A 12,846-nucleotide genomic window follows, 5' to 3' on the forward strand; every position below is an offset into this window, starting at 1 on the left:
GCCGTGTAGGGAAGTCTATCCGACCGGCGAGGCCGGGTTGTCCCCAGTGCAGGGAGAGACGTGGTGGCGGTGATGCAGCAGATCCAGACCGAAGTGGAGCGTTACCCCCTCGTGTTGTTCATGAAGGGCACCCCGCAGTACCCCATGTGTGGTTTCTCCAGCCGCGCCGTGCAGGCCCTGATGGCCGCCGGCGCCGTCGCGCTGCGCACCGTGAACGTGCTGGAAGAGCCGGAGATCCGCGCCAACCTGCCGCGCTTCTCGAACCTGCCGACGTTCCCGCAGCTGTTCATCCACGGCGAACTGATCGGCGGCTGCGACATCGTGCTGGAGCTGTTCGAGTCCGGCGAACTCAAGCGGATCGTCGAAGAGGCCTCCCAGCCATGAGTGCGGTCCCGTCCGTCGTGGTCGGGACCGGATCGCTGGTCGATCGCGTCATTCTTATCGCCGGGGCAGGGGGCGGGTTCGGCAGTGCCGCCGCCGTCGCCTGCGCCGCCGCCGGTGCGACCGTGGTCCTGCTCGGGCGCAAGCCGCGCCGGCTGGACCGGGTCTACACCGCGGTCGAGGCGGCCGGGCCGGAGCCGCTGCTGTATCCGCTGGACCTCGAAGGGGCCACCCCGGACGACTACGCCACCCTGGCCGAGCGCCTGCAGTCCGAACTCGGCCGGCTGGACGGGGTGCTGTACTGCGCCGCCGATTTCGCCGGCCTGACCCCGTTCGAGCTGGCCGACCCGGCGGCGTTTGCCCGCGCGGTGCACGTCAACCTGACCGCTCCGGCCTGGCTGGCCCAGGCCTGCCTGCCGCTGCTGCGCCAGCGCGACGATGCCGCGCTGGTGTTCACCGTGGACGATCCGGGCAGGGTAGGGAAGGCCTACTGGGGCGGCTATGGCGCCGCCCAGCACGGCCTGCGTGGGCTGATCAGCGCGCTGGACGACGAACTTGCCCGCGGCCCGGTGCGGGTCTGCGGCCTGCACCCCGGCCCCATGCGTACCGCCCTGCGGGCCCGGGCCTTCTCGATCGACGAGGATGGCACCGCCCGCGATCCGGCCCTGTGCGCCGCCGCCGCCGTGACGTTGCTGTCGCCCGCCGGCGCCGCCTATCGGGGCCAGGTTCTCGACCTGGCGTCATAACCCCGCAACGCACCACCCCGATAATCCCGCGGCGTAGAGCCGGGCTCTGCCCGGCTGGTATACGGTCTCTGCCCGGCTGGTCTACCGGCTCTGCCCGCCTGCTTGTGCCCCCATCAAGCACAGCCCTGCCGCGCCGCCCCCTGAACCGCCAGCCAACCCCCCTTCACAGCCTCATTCAGCTAAATGTGAAGTCCTTGTCACGGTTGCGTTGTGATGGCGTGTGTTTTGTCGCCAAACGGTCATATAGCGGGCTTATCGTGTTAATCTAGTGTTAACCGTTGCGGCTGAAACCAGCCTGCGGCATGGGAACCCAGATAAAAGTCCAGACAGCCGGCTGAATGGCTGCTTGGGCGCGTTTTTTTTCCGCCATCGCCAACTCGCATCGAGGCAAATCCCAATGATCGACCCACGCTGTCTCCGGATGTCCAAGCTCACCCTTGGCCTCATGGCAGTACTTGCTGCCGCCCCCGCCTTCGCCCAGAGCACCTCTGCCGGTGTCGGCGGTCAGGTCATGTCTGCCGCTGGCCAGCCTGTTGCTGGCGCCGAAGTCACCATCACGCACACCGAGTCGGGCACCGTCAGCCGCGCCGTGACCGATGCTGCGGGTCGTTACAACGCGCGCGGCCTGCGCGTGGGTGGTCCGTACACCATCACCATCACCAAGTCCGGTGAAGGCACCAAGACCGAAGAAGGCGTGTACCTGGGCGTGAACCAGACCGGTACCGTCAACGCCGCCCTGACCGGCGACGTGGCTGCCACCAACCTGGATGCGGTCCAGGTCGTTGCCGTGGCCGGCGGCTCGGAAGTGTTCACCTCGACCAAGATGGGCTCGGGCACCAACATCAGCCAGCAGCAGATCGAGATGGCCCCGTCGATCGGCGGCAACATCCAGGACCTGATGCGTCTTGACCCGCGCGTGACCTTCATCGACCGCGCCTCGGGCTCGATCTCGGCCGGTGGCCAGAACCCGCGCTTCAATTCGATCAGCATCGACGGCGTGTCCGCCAGCGACACCTTCGGCCTGGAAGGCAACAACATGCCGACCCGCCGCCAGCCGGTCGCCATGGAAGCCATCGAAGCACTGGACATCAACCTGTCCAACTACGACGTCAGCATCGCTGCCGCCGCCGGTGCCACCGTCAACGCGGTGACCAAGTCCGGTACCAACGAATTCCACGGCTCGGTCTACGGCACCTACCGTGACGGCGACTGGTTCGGCGACAACCCGGAAGGCAAGAAGTTCAACGGCTTCACCAAGGAAGAAACCTACGGCATGACCGTGGGCGGTCCGATCATCAAGGACAAGCTGTTCTTCTTCGCCAACTACGAGAAGTTCAAGCAGGCCGCCCCGGGCGCCGACCTGAGCGGCACCGCGCTGGGCAAGGCCAACCCGCAGTTCACCCTGGCCGACGTGACCCGTGCGCAGCAGATCGCGCAGGGCTACGGCATCAACGCCGGTGGCCTGGAAAGCAACGGCGATACGGAGATGGAAGAGTACGCGCTGAAGCTGGACTGGAACATCAGCGACAACCAGCGTGCCAACATCCGTTACAGCAAGATCGACCAGAGCAAGCTGCGCATCAACGGCATGACCACCAGCTCGGCCTCGCTGAGCTCGTACTGGTACCAGCACGACAAGACCAACGAGAGCTACGTCGCCCAGCTGTTCAGCGACTGGACCCCGAACTTCTCGACCGAACTGAAGGCCTCGTACCGCGAGTACTCCGCGATTCGCAACGTGTCGACCGACGCGCCGAGCATCCGCATCTTCTTCCAGGGTACCCAGGCCTCGCCGACCGGCGACTCGCTGTACCTCGGTACCGAAGTCAACTCGCAGAACAACATCCTGCAGACCAAGGCGTGGAACTACTACGCCGCCGGCACCTGGACCCTGGGTGACCACGACGTCAAGTTCGGTGCGTCGTACGACACCAACGACATCTACAACTACTTCGGCGCCAACTCGTGGGGTGCCTACACCTTCTACGGCCTGGACAACTTCGCTGCCGGCCGCTGGAGCACCTACAACTACACGCCGGAACGCACCCCGGGTTCGATTCCGGCGGACTACAAGTACAGCAACCTGGCCCTGTTCGTGCAGGACACCTGGTATGTCAACAACAACCTGACCCTGACCCTGGGCCTGCGTGCCGACCGTGCCGACACCACCCCGGCGCCGGCCTACAATGCCGCGGCCTCGACGTTCTTCGGCCTCGACAACAGCGAAGTGCTGAGCAACAAGTTCCTGATCCAGCCGCGCGCGGGCTTCAACTACACCTTCGACACCGAGCGCCAGACCCAGCTGCGCGGCGGCGTGGGCCTGTTCCAGGGTGACGCCCCGCAGGTGTGGCTGAGCAACAGCTACTCGGCGACCGGCTTCAACAACTCGGTCTACACCAACAACGCCTACAACCCGGCGCTGCCGTTCAGCCCGAGCAAGGACAGCCAGCCGGTCCCGACCACCCCGGGCTCGAACCGTCAGAACGTCAACTTCGTCGGCAGTGACTTCAACATGCCGTCGGTGTACAAGGCCAACCTGGCCCTCGACCACGAGACCCCGTGGTACGGCATCGTGGCCTCGGCCGAGCTGCTGGTCACCAAGGTCAAGGACGGCCTGTACTACAAGAACCTGAACCTGGGTCCGGTGCAGTACCAGGGTCCGGACGGCCGTGACATGTACTACGCCCAGTCGCGCAACGGCAACGCCTGGTCGACCAATGATGCCCGCGTCGGACGCAACCAGGCGTACGACGCCGTGTACGAGATTGCGAACACCGACAAGGGCCGTACCTCGCAGTTCACCGTGTCGTTGAGCAAGCCGTGGGATGCCGCCAGCGACTGGTCGTGGAACCTGGGCTACACCTACACCGATGCCACCGAAGTCGGCTCGCTGACCAGCTCCACCGCCAGCTCGGGCTGGGGCTACCAGTACGCCTTCAACGCCAACGACAACGTCGAGAACACCTCGCGTTACCAGATCCGCGACCGCCTGTCGGGTGCGCTGAACTGGAAGCACAAGTTCTTCGGTGACTACGAAACCCGCGTTGGCCTGGTCTATGAAGGCCGTAGCGGCCGTCCGTACAGCTACGTCTACGTGAACGACGCCAACGGCGACAGCCGTTCCGCCAACGACCTGTTCTACGTGCCGACCGGCCCGGGCGACGTGCTGTTCGGCAGCCTGGTGGGCAACAAGTTCACCGCGGACGCGGCCATGGAAAAGTCGTTCTTCGAGTACCTGAAGAACAATCCGCAGCTGGCCAAGTACGCTGGTCAGGCGGCTCCGGCCAACGGCTTCCGTACCGGTTGGATCAACACGTTCGACCTGCGCGTCAGCCAGGAACTGCCGGGCTTCATGAAGGGTCACAAGTCGGAGATCTGGCTGGACGTCCAGAACATCGGCAACATGATCAACAAGGACTGGGGCAACATCTACGACTACGGCTTCTTCGCCGATGCGCGTGTGGCCACCCTGCAGGGCATCTACGACGGCAAGTACGTGTACAACTACCGCGGTGCGGATGCTCCGGCAGTCGCCAACAACGACGCAGACGGCTTCGACGTCGGTGTGTCGCAGTGGTCGGTGCAGCTGGGCTTCCGCTACCAGTTCTGATGAACTGAGTGTGCGGTAAGGCATAAAGGAACGGCCGGGGAAACCCGGCCGTTTTTTTTTGCGCAATGGCGTGCCGCCAGGTCCGCTGCAAGAACAGTTCTGAACGAAAAGCTGCTTCAATACTGTGGGTGGCGTCATGCTCTGACGGGGTCGGCCAGCTGTTTGAATCCAGCTGGGCGGACGGGCCAAATACCTGTTGACAGTGATTCGGGGCGATTCCAGAATCCGCGACAAGGGGATGCGCGCACATCAGCAGGGCGCGCTCAAGAGTGAAGATGCCACAAGGGAATGCGGCTTTATCCGTGGTGGATGATGCGTCGGTAACGATGTCCGGCGACCTGCGGTTGCGCGGGCTGGTGGTGCTTGCACAGTTCCATGGGATTGCTGCGGACGAAACGCAGCTGCTTCACCAGACTGGCCAAGCTGCCGGTGAGCTGGATGATGCAACGCTGATCCTGGCCGCGCGCGGCCTGGGGCTGAAGGCGAAGATCGCGCGCGTATCGCTGGAGAAACTCGGCCAGTTGGCCTTGCCGGCGATGGCGCTGGGTGACGGCGACGCCTTCATCATCGGCCGTATCGGCGAGGGCAAGGCACTCATCCATGACCTGCGCGAACGGCGCCCTCGCACCATAACGCTGGAGATGCTTGCTGCCCGCTACACCGGACAGGTGCTGCTGGTCGCCTCGCGGGCCTCGGTGCTTGGCGACCTTGCGCGTTTTGATTTCAGCTGGTTCATTCCGGCGGTCATCAAATACCGCCGGCTGCTGGTCGAGGTATTGATCGTTTCCTTCTTCATCCAGTTGTTCGCCTTGGTCACGCCGCTGTTCTACCAGGTGGTCATGGACAAGGTGCTGGTGCACCGTGGATGGACCACGCTGGATGTCATCGCCATCGGCCTGGTGTGCATGGCGGTATTCGAGGTGGTGCTCAGCGGCCTTCGCACCTACGTGTTGTCGCATACCACCAGCAAGATCGACGTGGAGCTCGGCGCGCGCCTGTTCCGCCATGTACTGGCGCTTCCGCTGGCCTATTTTGAATCGCGTCGGGTAGGCGACACCATTGCTCGTGTCCGCGAGCTGGAGAACATTCGCACATTCCTTACCGGACAGGCGCTCACGTCGCTGCTTGACCTGTTGTTTACCGTGGTTTTCCTTGCCGTGATGTTCCACTACAGCGGCTGGTTGACCCTGATCGTGGTCATCTCACTGCCGCTGTATGCGTTGATTTCTGCGGGCATTACCCCGGTATTGCGGCGCCGGCTCAACGACAAGTTCGCGCGTAGCGCCGACAACCAGGCGTTCCTGGTGGAGACGGTCACCGGCATCGGTACCGTCAAGGCGATGGCGGTGGATCCCCGCGTCACCCGTACCTGGGACAACCAGCTCGCGGGCTATGTCGATGCCGGCTTCTCGGTGACCCGCATCGCTACGCTGGGTCAGCAGGGCGTACAACTGGTCCAGAAGCTGGTGGCGATTGCCATTCTGTTTTTCGGAGCGCGGCTGGTCATCGATGGCAAGCTCAGCCTGGGCCAGTTGATTGCATTCAACATGCTGTCGGGGCAGGTGGCCGCACCGATCATCCGCCTGGCGCAACTGTGGCAGGACTTCCAGCAGGTGGGCATCTCCGTCGACCGCCTTGGCGACATTCTCAATACCCGAACCGAACTGCCGGGCAGCCGGATGGCACTCCCCCCTATCCGGGGCGCGGTGCGGTTCGAGAAAACCGTATTCCGCTACCGTCCGGACGCCCCGGAGGTACTGGCCGGCATCGACCTGGATATCCAGGCAGGCGAAGTCATCGGTATCGTCGGGCGCTCGGGGTCTGGCAAGAGCACGCTGACCAAACTGGTCCAGCGCCTGTACGTGCCCGAGCGCGGCCGGGTGTTGATCGACGGGCAGGACCTGGCGCTTGCCGACCCGGCATGGCTGCGCCGGCAACTGGGCGTGGTGCTGCAGGAGAACTTCCTGTTCAACCGCTCGGTCCGCGACAACATTGCGCTGGGCGATCCTGGCATGCCCCTTGAACGGGTGATCAAGGCTGCCACCCTGGCCGGCGCCCATGAGTTTATTTCGGCCTTGCCTGAGGGCTACGACACCCGCGTTGGCGAGCAGGGTGCCGGTCTGTCCGGCGGCCAGCGGCAGCGCGTGGCCATCGCGCGCGCGCTGGTAGGCGATCCGCGCATCCTCATTTTCGACGAGGCCACCAGTGCACTGGATTACGAGTCCGAGCACGCCGTGATGGCAAACATGCGCAGCATCTGCGCCGGGCGAACCGTATTGATCATCGCCCATCGACTGTCGACCGTTCGCAATGCGAACCGCATCGTGGTCATGGAGCAGGGGCGCATCGTCGAAAGCGGCACCCATGCAGAGCTGGTTGATCGCGTGGACGGCCACTACGCCCGCCTCAACCGCCTGCAGCAGGGCACGCCATGAAGCACGTCATCGAGGCGCTGGGCGCGTTTGCACGTCGCTATGCGGTCGTCACCCGCCTTGCCTGGAAGGAGCGGCATCGGCTTCAGCAGCCGGTGCGGGAGCAACAGGCCCGCGAGTTTCTGCCAGCGCACCTGGAGCTGGTCGAACGCCCCGTCTCGCCGACCGCGCGGTGGACGATGGCGGTGCTGATTGCGTTCTTCTGCATCGCGCTGCTGTGGTCCTTCCTGGGGCACGTCGATATTGTCGCGGTGGCATCGGGCCGCACGGTGGTCGACTCGCGGACCAAGGTGGTGCAGCCGAGTGAGACTGCCGTGGTGCGCCGCATCCTCGTTCGCGATGGGCAGGTCGTCGCGGCGGGTGAGCCGCTGGTCGAGCTGGATACGACCGGCACCGCTGCCGATCACGACAAAGCGGGGGAGACGCTGTTCAATGCGCAGCTGGCCGCGTTGCGTCTGCGCGCGCTTTCTCTGGCAGTGCAGGATGGGCATGCGCCGACCTTTGGCGCGACGGAAGGGCTGCCACCCGCACGGGTCGACGCAGAGTTGGCCCTGGCACGCAGCCAATATGACGCATTGCAGGCGCGCCGGCAGAACCTGCTGGCGGTGATCGAACAGCGCCAGGCGGAGCTGCACACGACCGAGGCGGCGATTGCACCGATGGCCGAGTCGGCGCGGATTACCCGCCTGCGTGCGGAAGACTACGGGCGGTTGGTAGAGGGTAACTATGTCGGGCGACATGACTATCTGCTGCGTGAGCAGGAGCGTATTGCCGCCGACCGCGATCTTGCGGTGCAGCGCAATCGCGCGGCAGAGATACGCTCGTCGCTGGTCGCTGCGCGCGAGGAACTTCGCGTGTTGGTCGCCGACTTCCGCCAGCAGACCCTCGATGGCCTGCGCACCGCCGAGGAGCAGATTGGCCAGGCGGCGCCCGATCTGGCCAAGGCCGGGCAGCGTGATCGGTTGATGACCCTGCGCGCCCCGGTCGCTGGCACCGTGCAGCAGTTGGCCGTGCACAGCGTCGGGGGCGTCGTTACGCCTGCGCAGGTGCTGCTTGCCGTGGTTCCCAGCGAAGAAGCGCTGGAGATTGAAGCCAATGTACTGAACAGGGACATCGGCTTCGTCCGGCCTGGGCAGGCGGTCACTGTGAAGGTCGAGAGCTTTCCCTATACGCGCTACGGCTACTTGACCGGCAAGGTCACCAGCATTTCGCATGACGCGGCGCAGGACGAGCAGCTGGGGTTGGTGTTTCCCGCGCGCATCCATCTGGAACGCAGCACGCTGCAGATCGACGGGGTGAAAGTGAACCTGTCGGCAGGCATGACGTTGAGCGCCGAGATAAAGACCGGCAAGCGGCGGGTGCTCGACTACCTGCTGAGCCCGCTGCAGCAGCATGTGGACGAGTCACTGCGCGAGCGTTGATGGGCCGCGCTGTTGCGGCTCCTGCTTCGTACGCCAGAAGGTTTCTGCGTTATCCAAGCGACGCTGTGGCGCTTTCGCGTGCGAGCTTTACGGCCTTGGCGGCTACGACGACATGTTCAGTGCTGCCGGCAACGACCTGCTTTACGGCGGCTATGGCGATGACCGCCTGAATGGCGGTCTAGGAAATGACACGCTGATCGGTGGCGATGGCTACGACACTTACGAATGGCGAGTCGGGTAAGGCCATGACCTCTTCCTCAACGCGGATGGTTGGGGAGATGACACGCTCATGTTCCACGATCCCGGTCGGAACGATTGTCGACCGGGCGGCGAGGTCAAGGCCTTGCTCTACATATGTGGAACATGTATATTTCAAAAGTTGCGCCAGCAAAAGCGCACCGCTGCAGCCCGAAACGGCCTGCCGGCGTAGAAACGCATCCAACGGTCGGGTTTCCCGGCCGTTTTGCTTTTTAAGGGGGCAGCGGTACAGTCGGCAACCTTGAGGAAGCGAAAAGAATGGAAATGACGATCACCGAAAAGCCGGCGCGCACGCTGCCGGTACAGGATGCGCGGATCTACCCGCGTGGTGGGCTGGATGTGTTGTCCCGGGCCGAAGTGGCGCGCCTGCGCGACGCCTCTGGCGGCGGCATGCATGAGCTGCTGCGGCGCTGTGCGCTGGCCGTGCTGACCAGTGGCAGTGCCTCGGACGATCCGCGCGCGGCGCGCGATCTGTACCCGGATTTCGACATCCAGGTCGCCCAGCAGGACCGTGGCGTCCGCATCGATCTGGTCAACGCGCCGGCGATGGCCTTCGTGGATGGCGAGATCATCCGCGGCGTGGCCGAGCTGTTGTTCGCGGTCGTGCGCGACCTGGCCTATATGGCCATCGAGATGGGCCCGGCCTATGCGGCCGAGCTGGAGTCGTCCGAGGGCATCACCAATGCGGTGTTCGGGCTGCTACGCAATGCGCGCATCCTCAACCCCGGCGACCCGAACCTGGTGGTGTGCTGGGGCGGCCATTCGATCGGTCGTGACGAATACCTGTACACCAAGCAGGTCGGCTATGAGCTGGGCCTGCGCGGGCTCGATATCTGCACCGGCTGCGGCCCGGGCGCGATGAAGGGCCCGATGAAGGGCGCCACCATCGCCCATGCCAAGCAGCGCAAGCACACCACGCGCTACATCGGCCTGACCGAGCCGGGCATCATCGCCGCCGAGTCGCCGAACCCGATCGTGAACCATCTGGTGATCATGCCGGACATCGAGAAGCGTCTCGAAGCGTTCGTGCGCATCGGCCACGGCATCATCGTGTTCGCCGGCGGCGTGGGCACCGCCGAAGAGATTCTGTACCTGCTTGGCATCCTGCTGCGGGACGAGAACAAGGACCTGCCGTTCCCGCTGATCCTGACCGGCCCGACCGTAGCCGCGCCGTACTTCGAGCAGATCGACCGCTTCATCCGCCTGACCTTGGGCGATGCCGCCGCCGAGCGCTACCAGATCATCATCGGCGACCCGGTGGCCGTGGCCCGCCAGATGTCGGCCGGCATCAAGCGCGTGCGCGAGCACCGCCTGGTACAGAAGGACTCGTTCTTCTTCAACTGGTCGATCGAGATTCCGTGGGAGTACCAGCAGCCGTTCGTGCCGACCCACGAGGCCATGGCGGCGCTGGACCTGCACCACGGGCGCCCGCCGCACGCGCTGGCGGCCGACCTGCGCCGCGCCTTCTCCGGCATCGTCGCCGGCAATGTGAAGGAAGACGGCATGCGCCGCATCGAACAGTTCGGCCCGTTCGAGATCCACGGGGACGCGGACATGATGCAGGCCCTGGATGAACTGCTGCGGGCCTTCGTCGAGCAGCGCCGCATGAAGATCTCCGGCGAATACCAGCCCTGCTATCGGGTGCTGGCCTGACCTGAACGGGTAGGGCGGCCCGGGCCGCTCTACCCACGGCAGCTGACCGGGGCGCCGCTTGTGTCAAGTCATTGACGCCTATCGCCCCCGGGCGACCGTTCGTCCGCCCCGCGCTTGCTGCCAGGCAGTCGGTGGTCCATCGTCTGTTCCATCACGCTGGGGAGCGTCCCATGTCTTTGCGCCCATCCAAGGGTTTCACACTGGTCGAGTTGATGACCACCGTTGCAGTGGTGGCCATCCTGTCGACGATCGCCTATCCAAGCTTCCAGGGCATCCTGCGCTCCAACCGCATGGCGGCGACCTCCAACCAGCTGATCGGGGCGCTGTCGCTGGCCCGTTCCGAGGCGGTCATGAACACCCGCGGCGCCGGCGTCTGCGCCTCCACTGCAGGCACCAGCTGCGATGGTAGCGCCTGGACGCAGGGCTGGATGGTCTGGAGCGACCCCAACCGCAGCGGTACCTTTGACTCGGGCGACACCGTGCTGCGCTTCACCGAAGGGCGCACTGATCTGCGGGCGACGGCGAACCAGCCGTTGTCCATTGGTTTCGATGGGCGTGGCCGCAACCGCGCCAACACGGCGCAGGACATCACCCTGCGTCCTGACCAGTGCGGCTCCCAGCCGCTGCAGCGTCGCCTGACCGTGTCGCCGACCGGTCAACTCCGGATGACCAAGGAGACATGCGCATGACCCGCCGTCGCACTTTTCCCCGGCGTGCGCGCCAAGGGGGCTTCAGCCTGATCGAAGTGCTGATCGCCGTGGTGATCCTCGGCTTCGGCCTGTTGGGGTTCGCGCTGCTGCAGACCATGAACGTGCGTTTCGTGCAGAGCGCGAACTACCGTACCCAGGCCACCAACCTGAGTTACGAACTGCTGGACCAGATCCGCATCAACCGAATTGCCGCCTCGCTTTACGTAGGCAATTACACTGCCACCACCGCAACCAATGACTGCCAGTCGCCCACCGGTGCGAGCCTCGGCAAAGATGCGGTCATGAAGGACTGGCGTTGCCGCCTTGGCAAAGCGCTGGGCGAGAACGCCACCGCGTCGGTCACCCGCGCCGGTGACGTCGTGACCGTCAATGTGACTTGGGGCGATGAGCGCTGGAAGGCGGGCGCCTCCGATACCACCTTTACCGCGAGTACCCGCCTGTGAAGCCTTCGCTGCCCCCGATGCGCCGGATGGCCGGCCTGTCCCTGGTCGAGCTGATGATCGCCCTGGTGATTGGCCTGGTGGTGATGCTGGGCGTTGTCCAGGTCTTCGCGGCCTCGCGCGAATCCTACCGGCTGTCTGAAGGCCTGGCCCGCGTCCAGGAGAACAGCCGCTTCGCGATGGATACGCTGCAGCGCGAGCTGCGCATGGCCGGCCACTTCGGCTGCATCAACGACCAGGCGCACACCCTGCAGTCGCCGGGCTCGCTGCAGACGACGCTGAACGCGGCCGCGCATCCGGCGCTCAACTTCAACCAGTCCATCCAGGGGTACGAGGCGACGAACAGCGCGCCGGGTAGTGCGATCACGCTGGCCACCACGCCGGCCACGGGCGGCACCGCCTACACGCCGGCGCTTCCGGCCGAGATTGCGGCCGCGCTGACCAACCGCGTCGACGGCAGCGACATCGTCTCGCTCCGCTACCTGATGCCTGACGGCGTTCCCGTCACTGCGATCGGTGGCACCCTGCAGCGGCCGGTGTTCACGTTCGATGCGTCACGCATGGACGTGCTGCGCAGCGGCGTGGCCCTGCCGGGCCTCTACGGTGTAGCCGACTGCCTGTCGGCAACCCTGTTCCAGGCGCGCGTGGTCGACGCTACCGCCGGTACGGTCACCTTTGGCGACGCACCCAACAACACCTCGCTGTTCACCAGCCTGTACACCAACGGCCAGACCATGCTGTACCGGGCCGAGAGCATCGTGTTCTACGTGGGCTACGACGCGACTACCGCGCAGTCGTCCCTCTACCGCGTGCGCTTCAGCGCCAATCCCAATGGCGCGCTCGTGGCGGGCGCACCCGAAGCGATGGTGGAGGGCGTGGAGAACCTGCAGTTGCTGTACGGCCAGGATCGCCGGCTGAGCACGACCTCGCCAAGCGGTTACATCGACCGGCAGGGCACGGCCAAGCAGGTCCAGGAATCGCTGTCGGATACAACGACCGCCTGGCGCCGCGTCGGCGCCGTGCAGTTGGGCATGATCGTGTCCAGCCCGGACCGCGCGTCGGCCCGGCAGGCCGACGGCGCCGCCGCCCTGACCACCATGGGCGTCACGTTTACCGCGCCCACCGATGGGCGCATGCGTGCCGTGTATCAGAGCACGGTCGCGCTCCGCAATCGCCTGTATGGCAACTGAGGTTC

The 12,846-nt window shown here is 65.1% G+C and carries 10 protein-coding genes; all 10 read left to right on the forward strand.

Translation table 11 applies throughout. The features are described from left to right. Positions 1 to 63 precede the first annotated feature (63 nt). The 10 genes from grxD to ACOZHM_RS15145 all read left to right on the forward strand — a co-directional run bounded on the left by grxD (position 64) and on the right by ACOZHM_RS15145 (position 12,841). Positions 64 to 384, forward strand: coding sequence for a Grx4 family monothiol glutaredoxin (gene grxD, locus ACOZHM_RS15100; RefSeq protein WP_421570131.1), 321 nt, complete (start codon positions 64 to 66; stop codon positions 382 to 384). After that, the gene (locus ACOZHM_RS15105; RefSeq protein WP_421570132.1) at positions 381 to 1,127 is read left to right on the forward strand and encodes an SDR family NAD(P)-dependent oxidoreductase; all 747 of its coding nucleotides are present in this window, start codon (positions 381 to 383) and stop codon (positions 1,125 to 1,127) included. The genes grxD and ACOZHM_RS15105 overlap by 4 nt, the downstream gene beginning before the upstream one ends. Before the next feature lie 421 nt (positions 1,128 to 1,548). Next, positions 1,549 to 4,737: a TonB-dependent receptor gene (locus ACOZHM_RS15110; protein WP_421570133.1), complete on the forward strand. Its 3,189-nt coding sequence runs from the start codon at positions 1,549 to 1,551 to the stop codon at positions 4,735 to 4,737. A gap of 275 nt (positions 4,738 to 5,012) precedes the next feature. Then, the gene (locus ACOZHM_RS15115; RefSeq protein WP_421570134.1) at positions 5,013 to 7,172 is read left to right on the forward strand and encodes a type I secretion system permease/ATPase; all 2,160 of its coding nucleotides are present in this window, start codon (positions 5,013 to 5,015) and stop codon (positions 7,170 to 7,172) included. Beyond that, positions 7,169 to 8,590: an HlyD family type I secretion periplasmic adaptor subunit gene (locus ACOZHM_RS15120; RefSeq protein WP_421570135.1), complete on the forward strand. Its 1,422-nt coding sequence runs from the start codon at positions 7,169 to 7,171 to the stop codon at positions 8,588 to 8,590. The genes ACOZHM_RS15115 and ACOZHM_RS15120 overlap by 4 nt, the downstream gene beginning before the upstream one ends. 112 nt (positions 8,591 to 8,702) lie before the next feature. Next, a complete protein-coding gene (locus tag ACOZHM_RS15125) occupies positions 8,703 to 8,831 on the forward strand; it encodes a hypothetical protein (protein WP_421570136.1) in 129 nt (42 codons plus the stop codon). Between the two features lie 281 nt (positions 8,832 to 9,112). Continuing rightward, on the forward strand, positions 9,113 to 10,501 hold the full coding sequence (ppnN, locus tag ACOZHM_RS15130) for a nucleotide 5'-monophosphate nucleosidase PpnN (RefSeq protein WP_421570137.1): 1,389 nt from the start codon (positions 9,113 to 9,115) through the stop codon (positions 10,499 to 10,501). Positions 10,502 to 10,671: 170 nt separating this feature from the next. Further along, positions 10,672 to 11,190, forward strand: a complete 519-nt coding sequence (locus tag ACOZHM_RS15135; protein ID WP_421570138.1) for a GspH/FimT family pseudopilin — start codon at positions 10,672 to 10,674, stop codon at positions 11,188 to 11,190. After that, on the forward strand, positions 11,187 to 11,654 hold the full coding sequence (gene pilV, locus ACOZHM_RS15140) for a type IV pilus modification protein PilV (RefSeq protein ID WP_421570139.1): 468 nt from the start codon (positions 11,187 to 11,189) through the stop codon (positions 11,652 to 11,654). The genes ACOZHM_RS15135 and pilV overlap by 4 nt, the downstream gene beginning before the upstream one ends. Positions 11,655 to 11,680: 26 nt before the next feature. Next, positions 11,681 to 12,841, forward strand: a complete 1,161-nt coding sequence (locus ACOZHM_RS15145; RefSeq protein WP_421570140.1) for a PilW family protein — start codon at positions 11,681 to 11,683, stop codon at positions 12,839 to 12,841. Positions 12,842 to 12,846 lie beyond the last annotated feature (5 nt).

This window comes from Stenotrophomonas sp. PD6 (assembly GCF_049199305.1).
Classification (GTDB): domain Bacteria; phylum Pseudomonadota; class Gammaproteobacteria; order Xanthomonadales; family Xanthomonadaceae; genus Stenotrophomonas.